The organism is Stenotrophomonas sp. 364, from assembly GCF_009832905.1.
Classification (GTDB): domain Bacteria; phylum Pseudomonadota; class Gammaproteobacteria; order Xanthomonadales; family Xanthomonadaceae; genus Stenotrophomonas; species Stenotrophomonas maltophilia_AP.
This window is the reverse complement of record NZ_CP047135.1, coordinates 1,605,230-1,629,641: the sequence shown is the minus strand read 5'-3', so window position 1 is coordinate 1,629,641 and position 24,412 is coordinate 1,605,230. Positions and strand designations below refer to the sequence as shown.

20 protein-coding genes are annotated in these 24,412 nt (G+C 68.8%); 4 read left to right on the top strand and 16 right to left on the bottom strand.

The genetic code is table 11. The features are described from left to right. Positions 1-99 precede the first annotated feature (99 nt). From GQ674_RS07630 to GQ674_RS07610, 5 genes are all read right to left on the bottom strand, one after another. On the bottom strand, positions 100-2,307 hold the full coding sequence (locus GQ674_RS07630) for an ATP-binding protein (protein WP_159496575.1): 2,208 nt from the start codon (positions 2,305-2,307) through the stop codon (positions 100-102). After that, positions 2,304-3,515: a hypothetical protein gene (locus tag GQ674_RS07625; RefSeq protein ID WP_159496574.1), complete on the bottom strand. Its 1,212-nt coding sequence runs from the start codon at positions 3,513-3,515 to the stop codon at positions 2,304-2,306. Before GQ674_RS07625 ends, GQ674_RS07630 begins: the two co-directional genes overlap by 4 nt. A gap of 80 nt (positions 3,516-3,595) precedes the next feature. Next, a complete protein-coding gene (locus tag GQ674_RS07620) occupies positions 3,596-4,123 on the bottom strand; it encodes a DUF3592 domain-containing protein (RefSeq protein WP_159496573.1) in 528 nt (175 codons plus the stop codon). Positions 4,124-4,262: 139 nt separating this feature from the next. Next, positions 4,263-5,036: an APH(3')-II family aminoglycoside O-phosphotransferase gene (locus GQ674_RS07615; protein ID WP_236546220.1), complete on the bottom strand. Its 774-nt coding sequence runs from the start codon at positions 5,034-5,036 to the stop codon at positions 4,263-4,265. A 97-nt stretch (positions 5,037-5,133) separates the two neighbouring features. Further along, positions 5,134-5,913, bottom strand: coding sequence for an NAD(P)H-dependent oxidoreductase (locus GQ674_RS07610; protein ID WP_159496571.1), 780 nt, complete (start codon positions 5,911-5,913; stop codon positions 5,134-5,136). 83 nt (positions 5,914-5,996) lie between these two features. Here GQ674_RS07610 and GQ674_RS07605 point away from each other — a divergent pair, with 83 nt between their 5' ends. The 3 genes from GQ674_RS07605 to GQ674_RS07595 all read left to right on the top strand — a co-directional run bounded on the left by GQ674_RS07605 (position 5,997) and on the right by GQ674_RS07595 (position 10,532). Further along, positions 5,997-6,896 (top strand): LysR family transcriptional regulator, encoded by a 900-nt coding sequence (locus GQ674_RS07605; RefSeq protein WP_159496570.1) that lies wholly within the window; start codon positions 5,997-5,999, stop codon positions 6,894-6,896. A 115-nt stretch (positions 6,897-7,011) separates the two neighbouring features. Then, positions 7,012-10,128, top strand: coding sequence for a discoidin domain-containing protein (locus GQ674_RS07600; protein WP_159496569.1), 3,117 nt, complete (start codon positions 7,012-7,014; stop codon positions 10,126-10,128). 32 nt (positions 10,129-10,160) lie between these two features. Further along, positions 10,161-10,532, top strand: a complete 372-nt coding sequence (locus GQ674_RS07595; protein ID WP_159496568.1) for an Imm1 family immunity protein — start codon at positions 10,161-10,163, stop codon at positions 10,530-10,532. Positions 10,533-10,535: 3 nt separating this feature from the next. Here GQ674_RS07595 and GQ674_RS07590 read toward each other — a convergent pair whose 3' ends face one another. The 10 genes from GQ674_RS07590 to GQ674_RS07545 all read right to left on the bottom strand — a co-directional run bounded on the left by GQ674_RS07590 (position 10,536) and on the right by GQ674_RS07545 (position 22,171). Beyond that, entirely contained in the window at positions 10,536-11,510 is a 975-nt protein-coding gene (locus tag GQ674_RS07590) for an ABC transporter substrate-binding protein (protein WP_159496567.1), read from the bottom strand. Positions 11,511-11,541: 31 nt separating this feature from the next. Beyond that, positions 11,542-13,281, bottom strand: a complete 1,740-nt coding sequence (locus tag GQ674_RS07585) for an amino acid ABC transporter permease/ATP-binding protein (RefSeq protein ID WP_159496566.1) — start codon at positions 13,279-13,281, stop codon at positions 11,542-11,544. Next, positions 13,278-13,823 (bottom strand): GNAT family N-acetyltransferase, encoded by a 546-nt coding sequence (locus GQ674_RS07580; protein ID WP_159496565.1) that lies wholly within the window; start codon positions 13,821-13,823, stop codon positions 13,278-13,280. The genes GQ674_RS07585 and GQ674_RS07580 overlap by 4 nt, the downstream gene beginning before the upstream one ends. Further along, positions 13,820-15,031 (bottom strand): M20 aminoacylase family protein, encoded by a 1,212-nt coding sequence (locus tag GQ674_RS07575; protein ID WP_159496564.1) that lies wholly within the window; start codon positions 15,029-15,031, stop codon positions 13,820-13,822. The genes GQ674_RS07580 and GQ674_RS07575 overlap by 4 nt, the downstream gene beginning before the upstream one ends. 12 nt (positions 15,032-15,043) lie before the next feature. Beyond that, the gene (locus GQ674_RS07570) at positions 15,044-16,387 is read right to left on the bottom strand and encodes an LLM class flavin-dependent oxidoreductase (protein WP_159496563.1); all 1,344 of its coding nucleotides are present in this window, start codon (positions 16,385-16,387) and stop codon (positions 15,044-15,046) included. Positions 16,388-16,404: 17 nt separating this feature from the next. Next, complete coding sequence (locus GQ674_RS07565) at positions 16,405-17,400, bottom strand: MsnO8 family LLM class oxidoreductase (RefSeq protein WP_159496562.1); 996 nt, start codon at positions 17,398-17,400, stop codon at positions 16,405-16,407. 14 nt (positions 17,401-17,414) lie between these two features. After that, positions 17,415-17,777, bottom strand: coding sequence for a DUF3088 family protein (locus tag GQ674_RS07560; protein WP_038688750.1), 363 nt, complete (start codon positions 17,775-17,777; stop codon positions 17,415-17,417). Between the two features lie 149 nt (positions 17,778-17,926). Continuing rightward, entirely contained in the window at positions 17,927-18,964 is a 1,038-nt protein-coding gene (locus GQ674_RS07555) for an LLM class flavin-dependent oxidoreductase (protein ID WP_159496561.1), read from the bottom strand. A gap of 10 nt (positions 18,965-18,974) precedes the next feature. Next, entirely contained in the window at positions 18,975-19,550 is a 576-nt protein-coding gene (msuE, locus tag GQ674_RS07550) for an FMN reductase (RefSeq protein ID WP_159496560.1), read from the bottom strand. 44 nt (positions 19,551-19,594) lie between these two features. Continuing rightward, positions 19,595-22,171, bottom strand: coding sequence for a TonB-dependent receptor (locus GQ674_RS07545; RefSeq protein ID WP_159499306.1), 2,577 nt, complete (start codon positions 22,169-22,171; stop codon positions 19,595-19,597). Positions 22,172-22,569: 398 nt separating this feature from the next. Here GQ674_RS07545 and ftrA point away from each other — a divergent pair, with 398 nt between their 5' ends. Continuing rightward, the gene (gene ftrA / locus GQ674_RS07540) at positions 22,570-23,568 is read left to right on the top strand and encodes a transcriptional regulator FtrA (RefSeq protein WP_159496559.1); all 999 of its coding nucleotides are present in this window, start codon (positions 22,570-22,572) and stop codon (positions 23,566-23,568) included. A 181-nt stretch (positions 23,569-23,749) separates the two neighbouring features. Here the strand turns inward: ftrA and GQ674_RS07535 are convergent, their stop codons facing one another. Then, positions 23,750-24,388 carry a hypothetical protein gene (locus GQ674_RS07535; RefSeq protein ID WP_159496558.1) on the bottom strand — a complete coding sequence of 213 codons (639 nt, stop codon included), beginning with the start codon at positions 24,386-24,388 and terminating at the stop codon, positions 23,750-23,752. Positions 24,389-24,412: the final 24 nt, after the last annotated feature.

Below are 24,412 nucleotides of genomic sequence, written 5' to 3'. Positions count from 1 at the left end.
CAACGCCGGGGTCAGGGAATGAGTCTTGCACAAAGCCATCGCGGGCGGAACACCATTCGCGCACACGCCACGGCGGGCAAGCAACCGCGCCTGGCGCGGTCACGTGGACGTCGCTACCGACGCCAGCGCCTGCAGTTCGCGCTGCTGGAGCGCACGTGCCTCCTCCAGCTGGAACTGCGTGGCAAACAGCGGCACCGCGAACACGAAACGCGCACCGCTGTCGTCGCGCCGGATCACATACGCCAGCTGCAACCGCGCCAGCGCGCGCCGCAGTGTTTCGGCCTCCACCACCACGCCGGCCGCGTCGAAGTCGGCCAGCACGTCTTCCAGGGCAACCCCGCGCTCTGCACCCGGACCCAACTGTGCGCACGCCAGGCGATACACCACGATGCGGTCGATCCGGTTCGCCATCGGGTCGGGGGTCAACCGCGCCCAGCCGGCCAACGCATCGAACACCGGCTCCGATCCAAGCGCCGCATGCACCTGGCGGGCATCGATCACCCGCTCGCCCCGCCCCAGCTGCGACAGCAGCTGCTGACAGACGATCGCCACCAGGTTGGCGCGGCGACCGCAGGCCGCCACCAGCGTACGCGGCAGGTCCAGCGCCGCGAAGTGCACGCCCAGCCGCGCCATAGGCTCGGTGGCCAGCGCATGGCAGGCCTCGTCTTCCAGCCCGCCCACGTGAATGACCTCGCCAAAGTTGCGCAGTGGCGAGGCGAAATCCAGTGTCACCGCTTCGTAGAGATCCCAGAACCCGGCCAGCATGAAGTGGCAGCGCCCCTCTTCACTGATGGCACGCAACGCGGACAACTGCGGGTAGCCGTGCTGGGCCTCATCACGCAGGAACAGGTCGGTTTCATCGATCAACAGCAGCACCCGCCGGCCCTCGGCGCTGGCCGAGATCGCCGCGACCAGCACGTCGATGCCGGTGTCTTCGGGCAAGCCAAGCTCCACAGCCAGCCGCACGGCGAGGCGATGGTCACGCAGGGACAGATACCGGCAATGCACGTGCGGATGCCCAACGAAGCGTCGCTCGATCGCCTTCATCAGACTGGTCTTGCCCAGCTGCCGCCCGCCCACCAGCAGGTAGTTGCCCGGTTCCCGGTTGAGCACGCGCGCCAGCAACGATTCACGCCCGAAGAACGCCGCCGGGCGGGTGATGCCGCCATGGGTCTGGTAGGGCGATATGCGGGTTACCTTCAGCTGGCGCGCCAGCAGCGCGACCAGCAACGCCACCGCGCCCGGTTGCAGCAGCCAGCGGGTCTGCGCCGCCTGGTCCAGGCAGGCGCAGAGGTTGGCCGGGTCGTCGGCGTAGGCCATCAGTGCCGGCTCGGCCTGCAGCGACGGACTGACCAGCAGCACCACGTCCTGGCCGTTGGGCATGCCGCGCAGCTGCTGCACGATGGCGTCGCCGGTCATCTCCGGATCGGGCAGGTACACCCAGAGGCGCTCCAGCGCCAATGGCAGCGTGTCGGGCAGGCGCCACTCACGCACGCAGCCGGGCAGTGTCCAGCCTTGCGCCGGTGCATCCGCCGCGCCGATGCGTGCGGCCAGCAGCGCAGCCTGGGCGTCGGCGGGCGCCTCTACGTGGCGCAAGGTTTCGCGCCAGCGCACACCGGCCACGCCCACGTCCGCCAGAACGCGCGCGCGCAGCCGCAGCCAGCCCAACTGGCGGTCCAGTGCGGGCAGCGCTTGCAAGGGCTGCTGCAACAATAGCCGCGGGGCATGCAGGATGCTGGCCACAGCGGGGCGCGCGCGGAACCAGATCAGGCCCAGCACGATCAGCAACAGCGCGGTGATGCCCAGCAGTAGGCAGAGCCATTCCATGATGGTCCAGGGCGCGCTGGACTGGCAGTCCGGCGCCAGCCAGCGCGAGGGCGGTGCCGGGGTGCCCGGCTGGCAACGCCAGTGTCCGTTGGCAGGATCCAGGGTGTGGTCCAGCGCGGTGCCGGCCAGGCCCGCACTGGCCGGAAACTTAGCGGTGAAGCGCAGCCGCAGCACGAACGGTGCGGGCACCTCGGCCACCACGACCGCTTCGGCCGGATCATGCACACCCGGCACGGCGACGGCGGTGGGCCATGCGCCTTCGCGCTCCCAATAGCCCTGTGCTTCTTCGCGCAGGAACATCGTGTCGATGCGGGCACGCTGCATCAGCATCATGCTTTGGCCATCGTGCGTGATCTTCCACGCCACCCAGGGATTGAGCATCGGCGCCACGAACAGGCTGGCGATGAACCACGTCGCGGCCGCGATCAGCAGCAGCCGCCAGGTGCGCCAGCGCAGCAGCATGCCGCCCGCCGCGCTCATGCGGGCAGCTCGGCAAGGCTGTCGATGACGTGGCGTGCGCAGCGCCGCACGGCGTCGCATCGCCATTCCAGCCACGCGCCGTCGGCATGCACGCGCACCGCCAGCAGGTTGTCCCAATACAGCTGGCGCAGCAGCGGGTCGATCAAGTACGGTCGCGCCGGCGCCAGCCGCGCGCGATCCAGCCAGCTGCCGATCGCGGCGCGTGCGTGGACCTCACGCAGCACCGGCAGCAGCGCCTCCCACAACCGCGGATGGGTGGACAAGGTCGTGATCACGGCCTCGTCGTCCAGCACTGCCTCTGGCGAGGGCGTGGTCAACAAGGTGAGCGCGGCCTGGGCCAGCAGTGGATGGCCGCCGGAGAGGTGCAGCGCGCGCGCCAGCAGGTAGTCGGGTACGTCGGGCGCAGTGCGCTGCAGGTCGTCCACGACCAGCTCCGGCCACTGCTCGCTGGCCGCGATGTTGAGCAGCGACAGGTCGCCGCCCTGGTACTTCAGGTCCGCCAGCGCTGCGCCACCGCAGATCAACAGGTGCAGCTTGCCGCTGTACATCTCGCTGAGGCTGCGCAGGATGCCAGCCAGCACATCGCGCGGCCCGGCTGCGCCCTGCTCGAAGCGGCTCACCAGGCAGAACAGGCTGCCGGGCTGCTGCAGTCGGCGCGCCAGCGCCGCTTCAAAGCCGGCATCGGAGGTCACGCCTTCCAGCCCGCATTGTTCGGCCAGCCGCGCGAAATAATCCTCGTCGCCCTCCCCTGCCCGGAACGGCGGCTGCAGGTGCAGCACACGGTCGTGGCCATAGCGCGCGACAGCCTCGGCCAGGATCGCCTCGCGTTCGGGCGGCTGTCCCCAGTGCGCCTGGGTCAGCAGCAGGCAGACCGGGTAAGGCCGCAACTGCTGCAGGCGGTCCAGCAGGTGCAGCACCGTGGGCGGCGTCGCGTTGCGCACGGGCAGTGCGACGGCCGGCTCCACCGGGAACTCGGGCTCGAAACCGGCCGAACACAACAGCGCGTTGCTTTCCGCTTCGGTCAGGCGCAGGTAGTTGCAGCAGCCCAGCACCCGGTCGCGGTGGCGGCGGCTGGGCAGCGACGCGCCCGAGCGCCAGTTGTTGACCGCTTCCCGGCTGATGCCGATCTCGGCGGCCACGCCCCCCGCACTGGCGCGGATGCGACGCATGTGGCGCGACAGCAGCTCGGCGAATGCGGGAACAGCCATCGGAAGCGACCAGAACGGAGGGGAAGCGGCCACCCTACCGTGGCCGCCTGCACTGTCAACCACCTGCGTAACGGCCGGGGTCAAGGTGCGGCTGCAGCGGCAGGTGCACGCGGCACGAACAGCTTGCGTGTCAGCAGCAGGTACACCACGAAGACCAGGACACCCAGCAGCAGCACCCCTACCGACAACCGCCCCAGTACATCACCGAGGCGTTGCTGGCTCTGCAGCCGCTCGAGCCGGTCGAAGCGCGCTGGCTGCGCCCGCGAATATGCCACGTGCACCTGCGCGCCCTCTTCCAGGTACGGCGCGGCATTGTCTTCGCTGGTGGTGAATGTGCCGGTGTGCGCTACGCCATCGACGTTGAACTGGTACTGGAACTGGTATTCGTGGCTGACCCGGCCCTTGCGCCGGTGCTCGTCGATGCGATCCAGCTGTACCGGTGCCTGCACGGTCACCGCGTCCTTGAGGATGGCCTCGGCGTTGCGGTGACCGCTCAGCGCGGTCCATGCGAACCCGAGGGCCAGCACGGCATAGCCGATGGCGCACAGCCAGCGCGAGAAACGGCGGATGCGTGCGTGCGACGTGTCCGACACAGGAATACTGATCATCAAAGGCCCCGGTTATGTCATCGCCAGCAGCGGAACTGCGCTGGCACCGGGAAAGTCTGGGCAACGGCGGACGGCGACGGAACCCGCAGTGCGTCACGTTGCCGGGCCGTGCACTTGACGATGCGTCAAGTGGGCAGGCTTAGAAGAACTCGTCGAGCAGACAGTAGAAGGCCAGTAGCGCGGTATCCGGCAAGGTGCCGTAGCGCGCAAAGAAGGGCGCAACCCACTGTCCCCCCAGGTTGCTGGCGATGCTGCGCGCGGCAAGCGCAAGGTCCTGGTGGCGATCGGCCACGCCCAACCGCCCGCAGTCGATGAATCCGGTGAAGCGCCCCTGCGCCGCCATCAGGTTGGGCAGGCAGGCGTCGCCGTGGGTGACGACCAGGTCCGCCCGGGTCGGCACGCTCGCCAGCAGCGCCGCGAAGACCTGCTCCACCGTCTGCCCCGCGCGTGCGTCGTCGAAGTCCTCGGCATCCACTACGCCGGCCTCCATCCGCGCCCGCGCCGCCGCCAGGCGATGCGGCAGCCGGTGATCGAACGGGCAGCGATCCGTCGGCAGCCTGTGCAGCGCCTGCAAGGCGTCCGCCATCAGGTGCACCACCTGCAGCGGGGCGAGGTCCGGTGACGAGGCCAGGTCACGGCCCGGCACCGCGCGCATCAGCAACCAGCGCCCGTTGGCATCGTCGTGCGTATCCAGTACCTGCGCGGCTTCCATGCCCTGCGTCTGCAGCCACTGCAGGCGCGCGACCTCATCGTGCAGCTCACCGAAGGGATCGTCGGCCGGCTCGCGTTTGATGAAGACATCGCAGCCGCGCCCGCCCTGCACACGGTACACATCCGCGCGCGAGGCGCCGATTGCCTCGGCGTCGATGCGGCACCCGGCCAGCCGCTCGCGCCACGGGTTCGGAAAAGGCACCTTGCCCGTGTCGTGCGGAAGGATCGTGGATGGCGGCATACGTCCATCGTGCGGCCGGCCACACGAAATGCAAGGGGACGTGCCGCCGGCCGGTCGCTCAAGACGCGATATGCACCGCAAGGCCGGTCTGGCCCACGGCCAGTTCATCGCGCAGGCTCAGCTCGGGAATCCGGTAGTCACCGCCGTTCTGGCGCCGGTAGGCAATGACTGGATCGCTGGCCAGGCCATCCAGGCGTGCGCCCAGCTTTTCCAGCTCATACGGGTAAGAGTCGGCATCGACGCGGCTGCTGCGGTAGATCACATGCGCCGGGAGTACGTCGAATCCGGGATAGAACAGGATGCCGTGCTGGATGGGGAACAGCACGTCGTCGATCGGGCCGTTGATGCCGCGCGGACCATAGTGCGACGCCCAGCCTCCGGTGGTGACCACCAGCATGGCGCGTTTGCCGGTCATGGCGCCCTCGCCGTAGCGGTCGCCCCAGTGGCTGTCGGAATGCTCGCCGACGCCATAGGCGAAACCGTAGGCATACACGCGATCGACCCACCCTTTCAGGATCGCCGGCATCGAGAACCACCACAGCGGAAACTGCAGGATCACCGCGTCCGCCCAGCGCAGTTTGTCCTGTTCGGCCGCGATATCCGCGCTCTGCCTGCCGGTTGTAAATGCCTGGCGCGAATCCAGCGAGGCGTGGAAGGGAAGCGCAGGATCGCGGCCTACATGGTCATCCGCATCCACTTGGGATTTCCACTGCATGGCGTAGAGATCGGAGACCTGGACGGAGTGGCCGGCCTGCTGCAGACGGTCGACAGTGAAGGACTTCAAGGCGCCGTTGAGCGATGTGGATTCGGGATGGGCGTAGACAATCAGGACGTTCATGGGCACTCCAGTGGGGGAATGCGGTGATGGTGTGTGGCGTTCCGATATAGTGGAAATGAATTCCCGCAATCCCAGGCATTGCCATGGACAATATCCTGCGACGTGTCGACCTCAACCTGCTGGTGACGCTTCAGGCGCTGCTCGATGAACAGAACGTCACCCGCGCCGCCGAACGCCTGCACCTGGCCCAGCCGACGGTAAGCGTGCAGCTGGCCAAGCTGCGGGCGCTGTTCGACGACCCGCTGCTGTTGCCGGGTCCGCGCGGGATGCGCAGCACCGCACGTGCCGACACCCTGCGCGGCCCGCTGGCAGAAGCGTTGGCGGCCCTGCAGCGCGCGTTGGCGCCGATGCAGTCCTTCGACCCGGGCCAGGCACGGCTCACGTGGCGGATCATGGCATCGGACTTCGGCGAAACAACCGTGGTGCTGCCCGCGCTTCCAGCGCTGCGTCAGGCCGCGCCGGGAGCGCGCCTGGCCGTGGTGGGCCTGGCGCCGGTGCAGATGGTGCCGCAGTGCGAGCGCGGTGACATCGACCTGGCCATCCACATTACCTCCGAAGCGCCGCCCGGCCTGCACCATCGGCCGCTGTTCCAGGAGCGCTACGTGCTGGCGGGCCGCCGCGACCACCCCCGGCTCAAGCGCCGCCCCACGCTCAAGCAGTTCTGCGCGCTCGACCACGTGATCGTCTCGCCCGACGGCGGCGGCTTCCACGGCAATACCGATACCGCACTGGCGCACGCAGGTGCGCGCCGCAACGTCGTGCTGTCGGTGCCGCACTTCCTGTTTTTGCGCGGCGCGCTTCTGCACACCGACCTGGTGGCGATGATGCCGTCGCGGCTGGTGGCGCAGGACCCCGCGCTGAAGGCCGTGGAGGCGCCCATCGATGTACCCGGTTTCGAGATGGTGATGCTGTGGCACGCGCGCGTACACCGGGACCCGGCCCACCGCTGGCTGCGCGAGCAGATCGTGGCCGCGATGGGGTGATGCGGCCGCCCGCGATCGCCGAACCCTGATATTGCGACGCGTCATGTAAACGATTACAACCCCTGCTAGCGTGTCCCTGCCCCGCCGTTGGGGCCTGCTGACCGGGAGCGCATCGATGCGGCTGCATGCTCAACGCTGGACTCTTCCGCCCGCGCCCCGCCATCTGGCCCGTGCCCTGCTCTTTCCCGCACTGGCGCTGGCTGCCACCGGCCTGGCGCAGAACCTGCCGCCCCGCACCCAGTGGCAGGCCAGCAGTTCCTCGCAGCAGGTGCCGGCGATGGCGGTCAGCCACCTGATCGACGGCAACCCAAGGACGGTCACCGGCGGCGCCTTCAGCCCGGGCCACTGGTTCCAGGTGGATCTGGGCGCCCCCGCCCAGTTGGGCGGCGCGCGGATCACCTGGGACGTCTCCAACCCGGAGGGCTACACGCTGCAGACCTCAATGGACGGCACGCAGTGGCAGCCCGCCTACACCATGCGCGATTCGCTGGGCGGGATCGAAACGCTGTTCTTCGCGCCCCGCCAGGCCCGTTATCTACGCCTGGCCAGCCCGGACAAGACCTCCGACTGGGGCGTATCGATCTTCGAGCTGGAGCCGCTGGATACCACGGCGGCGGCACGCGTGGCCGGGCTCGATCCGGGCCAGGCGGCGTCGCTCTGGCAGGGCGGGGCCAGCGTTGCCCTTCCCGCGCAGACCGGCGGGCAATCGCGGCTGGACATTTCACTGCCACGCGCGCAGCCCACCACCGGGCTGGCAGTGGACTGGGCCGGCGGCCACGGCGCCGCCCGCCTGCAGGCCCAGGACGCCACCGGCCGCTGGATCGACCTGGCCGGTGACCTCCAGGCCGGCAGCCGTACCCAGAGCTGGTTGGCCGGCAACGCACCGGTGACCGCGAAGGCACTGCGCCTGACCGTGGCCGGCAATGCTCCGCGGATCGGGCGACTGCGCCTGCTCGGCCCGGCCGCGGTGATGACCCCGATGAAGCGCTACCAGGTCGCCGCCAGCGGCGCGCAACGCGCCTTGTTCCCCACCTCGCTGCACCTGCAGCAGACCTACTGGACCGCCGTGGGCGTGCACGCCGGCCGGCAGAAATCGATCTTCGACGAGTACGGCAACCTTGAAGCGTTCAAGGGTGCGCCGCTGGTACAGCCGATCTGGCGCAACGCCGATGGCACCACGGCCGGCGCCGCCGCAGCGCCGGTGAAACACGCCCTGCGCGATGGCTGGAAACCGATGCCGTCGGCCACCTGGTCGCCGCAACCCGGGCTGGAACTGCAGAGCGAAACCTTCGCCATCGAGCGCGGCGGCCAACCGGTCACGTTCGTGCGCCATCGGCTGCGCAATACCGGCGCTACGCCGGTGATGGGCACGCTGACGCTGGCCGTACGCCCGATGCAGATGAATCCGCCGTGGCAGAACGGCGGCCTGTCGCCGATCCGCGAGGTGGCCATCGAAGGCCGCGCGGTGCGCATCAATGGGCGACCGCTGCTGCAGTCGCTGACGCCGGTCGATGCCGCCGGTGCGGCCCCGTTCGGCAACGAAGGCAGCAGCGAGATCACCACGGCCATCGCCACCGGCACGCTTCCGGCCGCCCAGCACGCCGACGATGCCGACGGCCTGGCCGCCGCCGCGCTCGCCTATCGCGTGCAGCTTGCGCCTGGCGCGAGCCGCGCCGTGGTGCTGGCCTTCCCGCTGGGCACTGCGGCGACCGCCGCCAACGGCAGCCTGCCCGATGCACCCGCGCTGGACCTGGCCACCCTGCCCGCCGACCCCGACGCGGCCTACGACGCGCTGGCCACCGAGGTGTCGGCGGACTGGCAGGCACGGCTCGGCCAGGTCGGCCTGCGCCTGCCCGATCCGTCGCTGGTGGACATGCTGCGTGCGCAGGCGGCGTACATGCTCATCAACCAGACCGGCCCGGCCATGCAGCCGGGGCCGCGCAACTACAACCGCTCTTTCATCCGCGATGGCATGGCCACCTCCGCCGTGCTGCTGCGCATGGGCGAGGCGAAGGTCGCGCGCGATTACCTGGCCTGGTACAGCGCGCACGGCGTGCACGCCAACGGCCTGGTCTCGCCAATCCTCAACGACGACGGCAGCGTCAACACCGGCTTCGGCTCGGACATCGAATATGACAGCCAGGGCCAGTACGTCTCGCTGGTCGCCGACGTGGCGCGGCTGGACGGTGGCCCCGAATCGGTGCGTGCCTACCTGCCCAAGGTGAAGGCCGCGCTGCGCTTCCTGCAGGAACTGCGCGAGCGCACGCTGGTGCCGGGGTACATGGCCAGCCAACCGTCGCCGGAACGCTTCGCCGGCATCCTGGCCCCGTCGATCAGCCACGAGGGCTACCCCTCGCCCACCCACAGCTACTGGGATGACTATTGGGGCCTGAAGGGCTGGCACGACGGCGCGTGGCTGGCCGACTCGCTGGGCGACCCCGACACCGCCCGCTGGGCGCGCGAACAATACACCGCACTGCACGATGCACTGGCCGCCTCGATCCGCGCCACCATGGCCTGGAAGGGCATCGACTTCATCCCCTCCTCGGCCGACCTGGGCGACGGCGACCCGACCGGTGTGTCGATCGCACTGGACCCCACCGGCGCGCAGGACGTGCTGCCCGCCGAGGCGCTGCGTACCACGTTCGCGCGCTACCTGGACGACGTGCGCAAGCGCAACCAGCCGGGGGCGCTGTATGCCTACACCCCGTATGAAATCCGCAACGTGCTCAGCTACGTGCATCTCAACCAGCCCGACGCCGCCGACGAGCTGCTGCAGGGCCTGCTGCACGACCGTCGCCCGCTGGAATGGCAGGTGCTCGCCGAAGTGGTGCATTCGCGGCTGCGCTTCCCGCGCTATCTGGGTGACATGCCGCATACCTGGATCGGCGCGGAGTACGGGCGCACGCTGTTCGGCATGTTGATGCGCGAGGACGACGATGCGCTGTCGCTGTTGCCGGGCGCCCCACCGTCGTGGGTGGCCGGGGAAGGACTGGCGGTTGATCGCCTGCCCACCGCCTATGGCACCCTGCAGATGGAGGCGCGGCAGCACGACGGCACGCTGCGGGTCACCCTGGGTCCCGGCCTGCGCAGGCAGAGTGCCGTGCGCGTGTGGTGGCCGGCACGCACGCGCCCGGCCAGCGTGCGCGTGGATGGCCGCGCGGTGCGCGATTACGATGCCGACGGGGTGCGGCTGGCGCAGCCGTTCCGCACGCTTGAAGCGCGCTGGTGAACGCAACAGACGAACAAAGGAACGCGAGCACGATGGAGATGGACCTCAACGGCCAGAGTGTGGCCGCTGCAACGCCAGCACAGGTGGACGCAGCCCTCGCGCGGGCGCACACCCTGCCGGCCTTGGAGCTATGGGCGACTGCCCCGACCGGTGCCACCCTGTGCATGTTGCGCAACGGTGTCCATGCCTGGCTGATGTACATCCCGGTTGAAGGCGATGCCGGCGTGCGTTCCTGCGGTGATGCCACGCGCATCGGATCGGCCGAGTACGTGCTCGGCAACGGGCAGGTGGACACCTACCCGCTTTCCTGGTGCGTGGCGGTCGAGCAGTGCTTCAGCGCCGTGGCCACCTTTCTCCACAGCGGTGGCGACAGGCCCGAGGGCATCGTCTGGCTGGCATCCTGACGCCTACAGGTTCGGCAGCCCCGGCGGATTGGTCTGCGACTGCGCCACCGCCTCTTCGCTCACGTTCCAGCGCTTGAGCGCCTGGGCATAGGTGCCCGAGGCAATCTGTGTGTTCAATGCCTGGGTGATGGGTTCAGCCAACCCGCTGCCCTTGCGCGTGGTCACCGAAATCGCCGCCGCGTCGGGCCAGCCGCCCGGGAACAGCCCCACCCGCCGCACCTTGCCGTCGCGCGCGGAATACGCCCCGGTGGCGTTGGGCTCGAAGGACACATCCGCGCGCCCGGTGATCACCGCCAGCCGGCCCACCACCGCGTCGTCGAAGTACTGGTACTCGACCGGTTTCAGGCCGGCGGCGATGTTCTGCTGGTCCCACGCACGCAGGATCTGGTCCTGGTTGGTACTGGCCCCCACCACCACTTTCAGCCCGGCAACATCGGCGGGCGCGGTGATCTTCTGGATCGGGCCGTCGGTGCGGGTGTAGATGCCCAGCAGGTCGTAGCGGTAGCTGGAGAAGTCGAACTTCTGCTTGCGCGCTTCGGTCACGGTGATGTTGGAGATCACCGCATCGTACTTGCCCGACTGCAGCCCCAGCGGCCAGTCCGGCCACGCCACCGGCACCAGCACCAGCTTCAAGCCCAGCCCGTCGGCGATCAGTCGGGCGATGTCCGGTTCGACGCCGACGATCTGCTTGTTGTCGGCACCGTAGTCGGCCAACGGCAGCTGCCCCGGATGCGTGGCCACGGTCAGCGTGCCCGGGGTGACAAAGGTGAAGCCTGCCGGGATCAGCGCCGCCGCCTTCGGATCCGGCGTGCCTTGCAAGGCAGGCGCGGCGTCACCGGCCAGCGTGGCGCGGGCCGCAGGTGGCCCGTCGTTGCCCTGCTGGACGCGCGAGTAGACGATGCCGGCAACACCGATCACCAGCGCCGCGGCAACCAGCACGCTGCCGGTGGAGAAACGTCGTGTGTGGGGAGCGTTCATGCGGATTCCCTGCGGAAAGTGAAAGGTACGGTTACAGCGTCTTGGCAAGGAACTCCGCCGTGCGCGGCTGGCGCGGCCGGTCGAACACCACCTCCGGCGGGCCCTGCTCCACCACCCGGCCCTGGTCCATCATCACCACGTGGTCTGCCACGCGGCGGGCAAAGCCCAGCTCGTGGGTGACGATCACCAGCGTGGTGCCCGAGCGCGCCAGCTCTTCAATGACGCTCAGCACCTCGGACACCAGCTCCGGGTCCAGCGCCGAGGTTGGTTCGTCGAACAGCAGCACCTTGGGCTGCAGCGCCAACGCGCGGGCAATGGCGATACGCTGCTGCTGGCCGCCGGAGAGCTCGCGCGGGTAGGCATGCGCCTTGTCGGCCAAGCCGATCCGTTCCAGCAGGTCGAACGCCTGCTGCTCGGCCTGGGCGCGGGCAATGCCGCGCACCGCGATCGGGGCCTCGACGATGTTCTCCAGTGCGGTCAGGTGCGGAAACAGGTTGAAGCTCTGGAATACCATGCCCACGTCTGCACGGCGTCGGCGGATTTCGCCTTCGGGCAACTCGTACAGGGTCTCGCCTTCGCGACGGTAGCCCACCAACTGCCCGCCCACGGTCACGAACCCCTGATCCGCACGATCCAGATGATTGATCAGGCGCAGCAGGGTGGATTTGCCGGCGCCGGACGGGCCGATCAGCACGGTGACGCTGCCTGCCTTCAGCTCCAGGTGCACGTCATCGAGCACGGTCTGGTCGCCGAACACCTTTCTCACGCCCTGCAGCGACACTGTGGCGCCGTTGCCCTGCAACACCGGGGCGATCGACGGACGCGACCCGGTGCGGGCAGCGGTGGCCGCTGCAGGCGCACGTGGCGGCACCTTGGACACCGTACGTTCGCGCTGCAGCTGGCCGCGCGCGAAACGTCGCTCGATACGGTGCTGGGCCAGCGACAGCACGGTGAGGATCACCAGGTACCAGACCGTGGCCACCATCAGCAGCGGCACCACTTCCAGGTTGCGCCGGTAGATCACCTGCACGGTGTAGAAGAGTTCGGGCAACGCCAGCACGTAGACCACCGAGGTGCTCTTGGCCAGCCCGATCACGTCGTTGAACGCGGCCGGCAGGATCGAGCGCATGGCCTGCGGCAGGATGATGCGGCGGATCTGCCGCCCGCGCGGCAGCCCGAGCGCGGCCGAGGCTTCGTACTGTCCCTGGTCCACCGAGAGAATGCCGCCGCGGATCACCTCGGCCGAGAACGCCGCCTGGTTGAGCGTCAGCCCCAGCACCGCAGCGGTGAACACGCCGATCAGCTGCGTGGTCGGGTACGAAAACAGGGTGATGCTGGTGAACGGCACGCCCAACGCGATGGTGCTGTACAGATAGCCCAGGTTGTTGAGCAGCAGCAACAACACCAGCAATGGAATCGAGCGGAACAGCCACACGTAGCCCCACGACACCGCCGCCAGCAGCGGCGAGCCGGAGACCCGCGCCAGCGCCAGCACGGTGCCCAGGCCGAAGCCCAGCGCCGTGCCCAGGGCGGTCAGCCACAACGTGCGGGCCAACCCTTCCAGCACCGGGCGGGCGAAGAACCATTCGGCAAACGTGCCCCAGCCCCAGCGCGGGTTGCCCAGCACCGACTGCAGGCCGAACAGGATCAAGGCCAACGCCAGCACGCTACCGGCCAGCTGCAGCGGATGCCGTGCCGGCACGATGCGCAGCGCAGGCGATGGCGTGGTGGGTGTGGCGATACCCGGCAGCGTGCTGGACGGGGTGCTCATGCGTGGACTCCCTGCCGCAACGGCGGCGCGGCGTTGGCGCCCGGATGCAGCAGCGGCAGGTGCTTTTCGAACGGCAGGTGGGCCACCGTTTCCGGGTCGGCGTGCAGGTCGAACAGCGCGCGGTAGCCATGGCCCAGGTACAGCCCCACCGCTTCGGGCTGGCGGAACCCGGTGGTCAGGTACACGCGCCGGTAGCCCTGCCGCACGGCCTGGTCCTCCAGCTCCTGCAGCACGCGTCGCGCGATGCCCTGGCGGCGCAGGCCCGGCAACGTCCAGATCCGCTTGAACTCGGCGGTGTCGGCATCGCGGTGCGGCATGAACGCCCCGCCGGCGATGGCCACGCCGTCGCGCAGCAGCAGCAGGAACGCCCCCACCGGCGCAGCGAATGCCTCGGCCGGGTAGCGCTCCAGTTCTTCCCGGGCGCTGCCGCCGATACGGCCACGCACGTCCGCGTAGCGGCTGTCGTACTCCTGCTCCAGCCCATCGAACAGCGGCCTGGCCAGCGGGTCGTGCACCGAGGTGTACAGGAACAGGTCGCTCATGCCGCATCCTCCACCAGGTAACGCTCGGCCAGCCGCGCCCACAGGCTGGCGGCCGGCGCGATGGCTGCATCGTTGAACACGTAGCGCGGGCTGTGCAGCGGCGCACTGTCGCCGTTGCCCACGAAGACGAAACTGCCCGGCCTCGCCTGCAGCAGGAAGGCGAAATCCTCGCTGGCCGTACGCGGCGCGAACCCGTCCACCACCTGCTGCGCACCGAACGCGTCCAGCGCCACCTGGCGCACGAACGCGGTCTGCTCGGGATGGTTGATCACGCTGGGAAAACCACGCGGGAACGCGACCTCGGCACGCGCACCGAAGGCGGCCGCGGTGTGTTCGGCAATCTCGGTGACGCGGCGGCGCAGGGTGTCGCGCACCTCGGGAAGGTAGGCGCGCACGGTGAGGGTCAGCTCGACCGCATCGGGAATTACGTTGGCAGCCTTGCCGCCGTGGATGGAGCCCACCGTGACCACGCCCATCTGGCGCGGATCGACATTGCGTGACACCACGCTCTGCAGCGCGGTCACGATATGCGCGGCGGCCAGGATCGGGTCGACACTGCCCTGCGGTTCGGCACCATGGCCGCCCTTGCCCACCACCCGCACTTTCGCCCAGTCCACCGACGCCATCGCCGGGCCGTCGACGAACCCGAACTGGCCCACCGGCACGCCGGGCCAGTTGTGCAGGCCGTAAATCGCATCCACCGGGAAGCGCTCGAACAGGCCGTCAGCGATCATCTTCGATGCGCCCGAACCGGTTTCTTCCGCCGGCTGGAACACCAGCTGCAGGGTGCCGTCGAAGCGCCCGTGGTGGGCCAGGTAGTGCGCGGCCGCGAGCAGGATGGCGGTGTGGCCATCGTGCCCGCAGGCATGCATCAATCCCTGGCGCTGGCTGGCGTAGCCCAGCCCGGATTCCTCGTGGATCGGCAGTGCGTCGATGTCGGCACGCAGGCCCAGGCGACGGCCGCCCTGCCCGCGCTGCAGCGTGCCCACCACGCCGGTACCGCCAACGCCGGTGATCACCGCATAGCCCCACTGCTGCAGCAGCTCGGCCACGCGGGCGCTGGTGCGATGCTCTTCGAAGGCCAGCTCGGGGTGCTGGTGCAGGTCGTGGCGGATCGCGATGGCGTCGGCGTTGCGCGCTGCAATGGCGGGCAGCACGCCGCCGTGCAGGGGAACGATATCAACCGGGGGCCGGTGCAGAATGGTCATCGTGATGCTCCTTCAGCCCGCCTTGCGCACGAGTGCGGTGTCGCTGTCATGGCGGCTGGCCTTGCGCGGCAGTCCAAGATGGTCGCGCAAGGTGCCACCCTCCAACGTGCCACGGTGGTAACCCCGCGCCTGCAGGATCGGCAGTACGTGGCTGACGAAATCGTCCAGTCCCTCGCGCTGTACCGAGAAGCCGAGAATGAAGCCATCGCTGGCACCGGCCTCGAACCAGCGGATCAACTCGTCGGCCACGTGCTCGGCGGTGCCGATGAAGTTCGGGCGCGGGCTGACCGCCTGCAACGCCACCTGGCGCAGGGTCAGGCCCTGCGCGCGGGCGTCCTGCTTGATCTTGTCGGTGGTTGAACGGAAGGAATTGGCGCCGATGTCGCCCAGTTCCGGGAACGGGCCATCCGGGTCGTACTGGGTGAAATCGTGGTGGTCAAAGAAGCGCCCCAGGTAGGCCAGTGCATCGTCCAGCCCGGCCAGCGCGGCGATGGCCTGGTACTTGGCTTCGGCGTCTTCCGCGGTGGCGCCGACGATCGGCCCGATGCCCGGAAAGATCTTCACGTCGGCGGCACTGCGACCGTGTGCGATCGCCGCGTTCTTCACCTTCTGGGTAAACGCGCGGGTTTCTTCCAGCGACGGCGCGTGGGTAAACACCGCATCGGCGTACTTGCCGGCCAGCGCGATGCCATCATCGGACGCGCCGGCCTGGAAGATCACCGGTTGCCCCTGTGGCGAGCGCTGGATGTTGAGCGGCCCTTCCACCTGGAAGAACCGGCCCTTGTGGTCCAGCCGGCGGAATTTTCCGGGCGCGAAGAAGGTGCCGCTGTCGCGGTCGCGCACGAAGGCATCGTCGTCCCAGGAATCCCAGAGGCCCTGCACCACCTCCAGGTATTCGTCGGCGATCTGGTAGCGCAGCGCATGCTCGGGATGCGGGCGGCCGTAGTTGCGCCCCGAGCCTTCCAGCGGCGAGGTCACCACGTTCCAGCCCGCGCGCCCGCCGCTGATCAGGTCCAGCGAGGCGAACTGCCGCGCCACCGTATAGGGGTCGCTGTAGGAGGTGGACAAGGTGCCGGCCAGGCCGATCTTCGTGGTGGCCGTGGCCAGCGCCGACAGCAGCGTGATCGGCTCGAAGCGGTTGAGGAAATGCGGAATCGATTTCTCGTTGATGTACAGACCATCGGCAACGAAGCCGAACGCGATGCCGTGGTCTTCGGCGGTGCGGGCCACATCGATGTAGTACTGCAGGTTGACGCTGGCATCGGCCACGTTGGAGGGATGCTTCCAGGCGTGCATGTGGCTGCCGGGGCCCTGCAGCATGATGCCGAACGGAATGGGACGCGAGGTCTTGCTCATGGCGTTCTCCTGGGGGATCAGGCCACCGCCGCGCGGGGCGCGGGCGACAGCAGTTCGAGTGAGGTGAGGCGTGCGTCGAGGTCGGCCACCGGCGCATCCAGGATGAATTCGCCCACGCCGAAGCGCTGGTGCAGGTCGTCCAGCGCGCGGCGCACATGCTGTGCATCGCCCGACAGCACGCTGGGATGGGTCTCTTCGATGCGGTAGTCGGCCACGCCCACCTGCCGCGCATACTCGGCGGCCGCTTCCGGGTTGGGCAGGTTGACGGTCTGCCCCGGCCCCAGGTGCAGCTTGTAGATGCGCAACGCGCCCAGATGGCGTGCGGCCGCCTCGGCAGTGGGCGCCGCGAAGGCCACCGTAGCCAGCAACGGGGCCTGCGCGGACACCGCGCGGTAGGCGTTGAAGGCCGCTTCGATGCTGCGCGGGTCGCCATCGAAATGCGCCGCATAGACGAATCGCCAGCCGAGCTCGGCCGCCAGGCGTGCGCTCTGTGGGCTGGCACCGAGCAGGAAGCGCTCCGGCGGCGTGCGCGGCAGCGGCCGGGCCTGCGCGGCGGCATGCGGGTGGAAGGCGGGCAGGCTGCTGGACAGGAAGCCTTCCAGGTCGTGCAGCTGCTGCTCGAACGCGCCGGCCGGCGTACGTCCGGCCGCCAGCGCCGCCGTGGAGGCCGGCAGTCCACCGGGTGCCTTGCCGATGCCCAGGTCCACCCGGCCCGGGGCCAGGCTGGCCAGCAGGTTGAAGGTTTCGGCCACCTTGTACGGCGCGTAATGGCGCAGCATCACCCCGCCCGTGCCAACGCGGATGCGCCCGGTCTGTGCCAGCACCCAGGCCGCCAGCACTTCCGGCGCGGGGCTGGCCAGCTGCGGGGTGGCGTGGTGTTCGGCGAACCAGTACCGGTGGTAGCCGAGGTGCTCGGCATGCTGGGCCAGGCGCAGGCTGTCGCGCAGCGCCTGCTCGGGCGTGCCGCCGTCGCGGATCGGGCTTTTGTCCAGCACGCTGGTCAGGTAGCTCATCGTGTATTCCTTGCTCAGGGATGGGCCACGGGAATGCCCAGCAACCCGTTCAGTGCGGCCAGGATCGGTTCGGCACCGGAGATGTACTGGCGGTCGTCGTGCGCGCCACTGGCATGCGCCGACTGCACGCCCTGGGGCAGCACCAGCTTGGGCAGCGACTGGTCCTGTTCCCCGATCTCGGCGATCACTTCGCGGCGTGGCCGGGCAAATCCGATCCGGCGCACATCCAGCTGCGCGTCCAGTCCCTCGATGCTCGACAACGCGCCTTCCAGCAGCAGGCTGTGCCGGCAGAAGAAGCGCTGGCCCGGCAGTTGGCCGTCTTCGAATTCGCGGTCGAGCAGGAACAGGATGGGTTTGTTCGGGGGATAAGCAGACACGGATACGTTCCTCGTCGTGGCCGGCAGCAGCGCGCCGTTGGAACCTTGATGCTAGAGACGTGGCCGCGTGGGCCTGCGTCGTAACTCGACAATCAGCGGTCGGATCCGGCCACGCAAATGCGCGTTGGCCATATGCAAAGCGCCTGGGGTTATGGGGCCGCACGCAAGCGTGGGGCAGCGGTAGCCCCTGCCCACCCCAGCGCCGGCGCAATCTGTTCGGCCACGATCTGCAGGATCCGCCGGTAGTCGCTGGCGGGCAGTTCATAGGGCAGTTCCACGCGCAGCTCGTCCACCTGCTGCAGCACCGGGTCGGCCTGCAGCAGGTCCACGATCTGCGCAGCGCTGCCCACCACGTCCGCGGCAAACACTGTGCGCCGCGGCCCTTGCGGTTCCAGCGTGCGCGCGTGGCGTCGCGCGGCAAACGCGAGCAGCCGCTGGCGGGTGGCGGCGTCGGCGCCGTCCAGCGGCACCAGCACGCGCCCGGCGGCAACGCGTGAGGTCGCGCTATCAGCCAGGCCGCTGCGGTACACCGCCAGGTGCTCGCGTTGGGTGTTCACGAAATCCGCATGGGATTCAGCGCGCGCCACGTTGCCCAGCAGCAGGTATAGCCCCTGCCCGGCTGCCCAGCGTGCCGACGTCAGCGAACCGGCGCCGTACCAGAGCCGACGTGCCAGCCCGGGCGCATGCGGCTGCAGCCGTGGGCGGTACTGTGAGACGGCGTTGCCCACCTGCGTATCGGGGTCGCCCAGTGGATGTCCGTGCAGCGCCTCGATCAAACGCCCCACCCGCGCATGCGAGAAGTCGATCCGCGTTGGATCGCCATCGAACAGCAGGTGGCCCACCAGGTCCGCAAATGGCGGCGGTCCGGTGCTCACGCCCACCTGCAGGCGGCCGCCGGACAGTACGTCCAGCAGTGACAGATCCTCGGCCAGGCGGAACGGCGTTTCGTAGCCGAGCTGGATCACCGCCGTGCCCAGTTCGATACGCCGGGTGTGCTGGCTGGCCGCCGCCAGGAACACCGCCGCCGAGCTGATGCCCGGCTCCAGGTGCCGATGCCGCACCCACGCGCCGTCGTAGCCGAGCGCCTCGGCAAGGGCGATCAGCGCCAACGCATCGTCCAGGCCGCTGCGCGGATCGTCGGGCCGGTAGCTGCCGGGGGTAAGAAAGGCCAGATGCCGCAGCTGCATGCGCCGATGCCTAGGCGATGCGGCGCAACGGCAGCGGCGCAGCCGTCGGTGACAGGTGGGCCGCGGCACGCTCGGCAGCCAGCACGATCCGTGCCTGCAACGCGGCACTGTCGACCTGGTCGCCACTGAAATCGGCCGGCGTGGCGTACACGCCGATCGGCAGCGTGTGCGCCTGCAGGAAACTGAACAACGGGCGCAGCTGGTGGTCGATCACCAGCGCGTGCCGCTCGCTGCCGCCGGTGGCCGCCAGCAGCACCGGCACATCCACCAGCGCCTCCAGCCCGATGAAGTCCACCAGGTGCTTGAACAGGCCGGGATACGAGCCGCGGTACACCGGTGCTGCGGCAATCAGCAGGTCGGCCGCTTCAATCCGCTGCAGCGCCTGTTCGATGCGCGGCTCCACTTCCTCGCGGGTGAGCGCCTGCCCCAGCGAGCGTGCCATGGGCGCCAGTTCCACCAGCTGCGCATCGATGTGCAGCCGGTGACGCAGCTGGTCCAGCAGTTGCCGTACCAGCAACAACGTGCGTGAGTTGGCCGAGCTGGTCGGCGAGCCGATCAGCGCGACCACGTTCAATGCAGATGACATCACCATGCTCCCTGTAGAGCCGACCGTTGGTCGGCTGCGTTTGCTCAAAACCGGTAATTGACGCGCCCATACCAGAACGCGCCGATGGTGCTCAGCACATCGCCGGTGTCCCAGGTGGTTTCGATGCTGGCCACGTCGGTGGCGCTGCGGGCGTACTCGGGCACCTTGCGGGTGCGCTTGTCGAACACGTTGTTGATGCCCAGCGCAGCGCTCCAGCCACCGCCCAGCTCCGCACTGCCGGACAGGTTGGTCACCAGCACCGGCGGCTGCTTGTATTCCACCCCGTTGTTGAGGCGCTTGATCGTCCCGTAGTAGGTGAAATCGACATTCGAGCGCCAGCGCCCGTGTTGCCAGCCCAGACCGGCCACCTGCGTGTAGGACGGCGTGCGGAAACGCAGTGCGTACTCGCTCGATTTCGTGAGCAGGTTGATGTTGGGCAGCCCTTGCAGCACCGCCGGGATGTCGCGCACTTTCTGGATGGTGGTGCGGCCCACGTTGGCGGCGTAGCTCCAGCGCAGTTTCCCCCAGGAGGTTTCCTGGTTGGCTTCCAGCGTCAGCTCCAGACCCCGCGTGCGGGTGTCGCCCACGTTGGTGAAGTAGCTGGCGTAGAAGGCATCGCCGGGCAGGATGCTGATACCTGCCGTGCCCAGCAGCGCATCGATCGTGTTCTTCTGCGCGGCGCTCAGCACCGTGCCGCTGTTGTCGGTGATGCGCGCCGGGTCCTGCGCGTTGTAGCCGATCTGGCTGGACTGACCGAGCTGGCCGCGGATGTCGATCTGGTAGGCATCCAGCGCCAGGTGGAACGCCGCGCTCGGGTCCCAGGTCACGCCCAGGCTGTAGTTGTCGGCCTTCTCCGGCTGCAGCGGCGTGGCACCCAGCGCCAGCGCCGCCGGCGAGGACACCTGCGCCACCAGCGTGGTGCCGCACGGGCAGCTGCCTGTGGCCTGGTAGTACTGCGCGCCCAGGCTCGGGGCGTGGAAGCCGTTGCTCACCGTCGCGCGGACGCCGAACGCATCGGTCACATCAAAGCGCGTGGTCAGCCGCCCGGTCGATACGCTGCCAAAATCGGAGTGATCCTCCCAGCGCGCCGCGGCATCCAGGTACCAGCGCGAGGTCACGTTGGTCGCCGCACCCACGTACACCGCCTTGCTGTTGCGCGTGGCCTCCACCGCATCGGCGGTGGAGTAGCCGACGAAGGCGGCCGCACCGAAGCCGATGTACGACTCCCACTGCCCGGCCCCGCGCTCGTAGCGCTCGTGCTGGTACTCCGCCCCCGCGCTCACCTCCAACGGCGAGGCGAAGGCGCCTACGTCGAAACCACGGCGCAGGTCCAGGTTGGCGATACCCTGCTGGTAGTCCAGCTTGCCGTCATAGAAATCGGTGGGCGCACCGGGGTAGGTCAGCGAGAAGTTGGCCGAGTGGCGCGTATAGGTGCGCACCGTGTTGCGATTGCCGGTCAGGCTGCCGTCGATGTCCCAGCCCCCCCAATGACCCTTGACCCCGGCGGTGCCGGTGTACTGCTTCTCCTTGGTTTCCAGTACCGGCAGGAAGCCATCGGGCCACACGTTCAGCACGCTCGGTGCCTTGTAGGTGCCGAAGATCGTCGCCGGCAGGCGGAAGTTCTGGATGGCCTGCGCGGTGCGGTCGCTGGCCGTTGCCGTGGCGTAGAACTGCGCGTTCTCGCCCAGGCCATGGCCTGCATTCACTGCCAGCGCGGTGAGCGCATAGGACGGCGAACTGAGGATCGTGTTGGCTTCCGGATCGCGCGATGCCTCTGCCGGGTTCGGCGTCGTGCCGGCAGGCAAGCGGTTGTTGGGGCGCAGCGCCACCAGGTTGCCGCTGGCGTCCACCGCCGGATAGCTCAGGTAGGCATCGATGTAGCGTCGCGTGCGGATCGCATGGTGCTGGCGGGTGTTCTCGCCGGACAGGCTGACAAACCCGTCCTGTCCCCACGGCAGCCCGATGTTGGCGCGCACGCTGGTGCGGGTGCCATCGCCATCGATGCTCTGCCCGCTCTCCACCGACACATCGCCGCCGTGCGCGTTCGACTTCAGGATCACGTTGATCACCCCGGTGATCGCGTCGGAGCCATACAGCGCCGATGCACCATCGCGCAGCACTTCGATATGGTCGATGGCCGCGACCGGAATCAACGCGAGGTCGGTCCAGGCGTGCCCCGGGTAACCGCCCCCGTTGGCGCCACTGACATAGGCGCTGGCGTTGCGGCGTTTGCCGTTGACCAGCACAAGCGTGTACCCCGGCGACAGGTTGCGCAGCTGGTAGCCACGGATCAGGCTTTCCTGGTCGCTCTGGTAGCCACCGATCTGGCTCAGCGACGGCAGGCTGCGCTGCAATGCCTCCAGCAGGTTCGCCTGCCCGGTGGACGCGAGGTCCTCAGCTGAAATCACATCGATGGGCGTGGAGCTGTTCTTGACCGTGCGGTTGCTGGTGCGCGAGCCGGTGACCACCACGGCATCCAGCGTAGACGCAGCGGCGGTACCGGACGCCACCACCGTCTCGGGCGGTGCCTCCGGACCGGCGGCGTGGGCAGCGCCTGCGCCCAGTGCAAGCGCGATCAGGACAGACAGGGAGGTCAGCGTCGGCAAGCGTGCCGCAGGCAGGGAGCGGAAGGCAGGAGGCATGGGGGCTCTTGAAGAAAGGAGGACGGTCAGGTCCGCGACGGTGCGTCGCAGGGCATCAGCTGGAGTTGGGCGCAGCGCACCGGCAACATCGCGACAGAGAAGGCAAGGACATCTCGGGGCCTGATCGAGAACAGGCCTCCATTCAAGGGCCTGCGGGCAGCGCGCAACAGCCGTTCACGCGCCACCCACCCGCAACATCGCGCCACGCACATGCCCGTTCGGCATGACCTTAGACGCCGACCCCGCTGCACGCCCCGCGTGGATGCCGCCCCATCGCCGGGCATCGATGCGCGACATCGGCGGCCATATATCCCGATGTCATGACGTCATTAGCGCCCCGCCCTGCGTGGCAGCGCCCACCCCGCTAGCATCAAACGATGCCCTCCCCCCATGACCCGCACACCCCGCCCACCGTTGCCATCGCGGCCTGCCACGGCCAGGGCCTGTTCGAGTTCGGCTGCGCCGTCGGCCTGTTCGCCCCCATCCGCCCCGAGCTGGACGTGGCTTGGTACACCACCCAGGTGTGCGCCGCCGAACCGGGACCCCTTCGTATGCTCGGCGGCACCCACGTGCAGCTGCCTTACGGCCTGGAGGCGCTGGACCACGCCGACACCATCGTGGTCCCCGGCTGGCGTGACCCGGCCGAGCGCCCACCGCAGCCATTGCTGGATGCGCTCATCCGCGCCCACCAGCGCGGCGCACGCATCACCTCGATCTGTTCGGGTGCCTTCGTATTGGCGTGGGCCGGCCTGCTCAACGGCCGCAGCGCCACCACCCATTGGCGGCTCACCGACACCCTCGCCCGCGAATTTCCCAACGTGCGGGTGCGCGAGAACGCGCTGTACGTCGACGAGGGCAGCATCATCACCTCGGCCGGTTCGGCCACCGGCATGGACATGATGCTGCACCTGGTGCGCAAGGATTACGGCGCGCGCGTGGCCAACCTGGTGGCCGAACGACTGGTGCTGGCACCGTGGCGGGATGCCGAGCGCAGCCAGCGCGTGGTGCGCTCGATACCGGTGGGTGAACCCACCCGGCTTGCCCGGCTGATGGAATGGCTGCGCCGCAACCTGCGCGAAGAACACTCGCTCAAGAGCCTGTCCGAACAGGCCGCCCTCAGCCAACGCACACTGCAGCGGCAGTTCCTCGACGCGACCGGGTTGTCACCGATCGACTGGCTGATCCGCGAGCGCGTGGCCTACGCGCGCGAGCTGCTGGAAACCACCGACCGCCCGTTGCATTGGGTGGCCGAACAGGCCGGGTTTGGATCGCAGGAATCGTTCCGGCGCCATTTCCGCGGGCAGACAGCGCTCAGCCCGGCGACCTATCGCGACCGGCACCGGGAAGCCGCCACGGCGCGCGGGCCCGGCTGCTGAACGTCGACTGCTTCATCCGGCACGCTGCAACCGGCCTGCGCCGCGCGACTGTGCCCGGATATGCCAGCACTGCAACGCGAAGCCGATTACGAACAGCACCAGCCCATCGTCAAGCTCGGTTTTCGGGCAGTCGTCCCCATGTCGGGAATGGGGGTTTGTGCAGGTCGCACCTCCGCGCTCCCTAGGTCATTGCACCCTTTGTGGGCCGGAAACCATCGCTGTGGAGCTCCCCGAGCCGGAACAGGTCGCCCGAATCGAAGCCCACGACCACGCCCACCGGCTCCACGGCACCCAGCAGCTGATGAATGCATCCATCCAGTGAAGCGCGGAGCAGCAATGTTGCGAACGCCAACGCAAACACCATGTGGCCGGGCGTGCCCAGTCCGGTAACCTCGTCCTCGTTGCAGATCATGCCGGCCGCTTTCAAGGTTGCCGAACCGAGGTAGGCCTTGTCGGGATAGTGCCTGGGGTTGCGCCACAACCACTCGCAGGCCTTGTCCTCCGGTTCGTAGTGACTCAACAGGCCGAAGTACAGGTCCGCGAATTCCACCCGGTCGCGGGTGGCACGTTCGCCAAGCCCGAAGTAGATCGCGCGCACCGGGAAGGGGCACGGTGCCCGCCGCAGCACACGGGTGAGCCACTTGCCCATGCCGGCACTCTCAACCGAACAGTCAAGTTTAGCCAGCGCTGCCCAGGACGGGTGCGGGATGCGCTGGTCGCCCCAGGCCAACAGCGTCTGCATGGACTGATTGACGCCCGTCGAGGCGCGCACTTCAGCAGCCAACAGGCGGTAGAAGGCGCGGTAATCCAGCTCTGACATCGTGCTTCCTTGCGGGTACGGGTG

What these genes read in the sequence shown, in the direction of transcription:
- GQ674_RS07600 (WP_159496569.1), top strand. Translation starts at nt 7,012, where the DNA reads ATGCGGCTGCATGCTCAACGCTGGACTCTTCCGCCCGCGCCCCGCCAT.
- msuE (WP_159496560.1), bottom strand. Translation starts at nt 19,550, where the DNA reads ATGTCATCTGCATTGAACGTGGTCGCGCTGATCGGCTCGCCGACCAGC.
- GQ674_RS07555 (WP_159496561.1), bottom strand. Translation starts at nt 18,964, where the DNA reads ATGCAGCTGCGGCATCTGGCCTTTCTTACCCCCGGCAGCTACCGGCCC.
- GQ674_RS07625 (WP_159496574.1), bottom strand. Translation starts at nt 3,515, where the DNA reads ATGGCTGTTCCCGCATTCGCCGAGCTGCTGTCGCGCCACATGCGTCGC.
- GQ674_RS07630 (WP_159496575.1), bottom strand. Translation starts at nt 2,307, where the DNA reads ATGAGCGCGGCGGGCGGCATGCTGCTGCGCTGGCGCACCTGGCGGCTG.
- GQ674_RS07535 (WP_159496558.1), bottom strand. Translation starts at nt 24,388, where the DNA reads ATGTCAGAGCTGGATTACCGCGCCTTCTACCGCCTGTTGGCTGCTGAA.
- ftrA (WP_159496559.1), top strand. Translation starts at nt 22,570, where the DNA reads ATGCCCTCCCCCCATGACCCGCACACCCCGCCCACCGTTGCCATCGCG.
- GQ674_RS07590 (WP_159496567.1), bottom strand. Translation starts at nt 11,510, where the DNA reads ATGAACGCTCCCCACACACGACGTTTCTCCACCGGCAGCGTGCTGGTT.
- GQ674_RS07575 (WP_159496564.1), bottom strand. Translation starts at nt 15,031, where the DNA reads ATGACCATTCTGCACCGGCCCCCGGTTGATATCGTTCCCCTGCACGGC.
- GQ674_RS07610 (WP_159496571.1), bottom strand. Translation starts at nt 5,913, where the DNA reads ATGAACGTCCTGATTGTCTACGCCCATCCCGAATCCACATCGCTCAAC.
- GQ674_RS07605 (WP_159496570.1), top strand. Translation starts at nt 5,997, where the DNA reads ATGGACAATATCCTGCGACGTGTCGACCTCAACCTGCTGGTGACGCTT.
- GQ674_RS07585 (WP_159496566.1), bottom strand. Translation starts at nt 13,281, where the DNA reads ATGAGCACCCCGTCCAGCACGCTGCCGGGTATCGCCACACCCACCACG.
- GQ674_RS07580 (WP_159496565.1), bottom strand. Translation starts at nt 13,823, where the DNA reads ATGAGCGACCTGTTCCTGTACACCTCGGTGCACGACCCGCTGGCCAGG.
- GQ674_RS07620 (WP_159496573.1), bottom strand. Translation starts at nt 4,123, where the DNA reads ATGATCAGTATTCCTGTGTCGGACACGTCGCACGCACGCATCCGCCGT.
- GQ674_RS07595 (WP_159496568.1), top strand. Translation starts at nt 10,161, where the DNA reads ATGGAGATGGACCTCAACGGCCAGAGTGTGGCCGCTGCAACGCCAGCA.
- GQ674_RS07570 (WP_159496563.1), bottom strand. Translation starts at nt 16,387, where the DNA reads ATGAGCAAGACCTCGCGTCCCATTCCGTTCGGCATCATGCTGCAGGGC.
- GQ674_RS07565 (WP_159496562.1), bottom strand. Translation starts at nt 17,400, where the DNA reads ATGAGCTACCTGACCAGCGTGCTGGACAAAAGCCCGATCCGCGACGGC.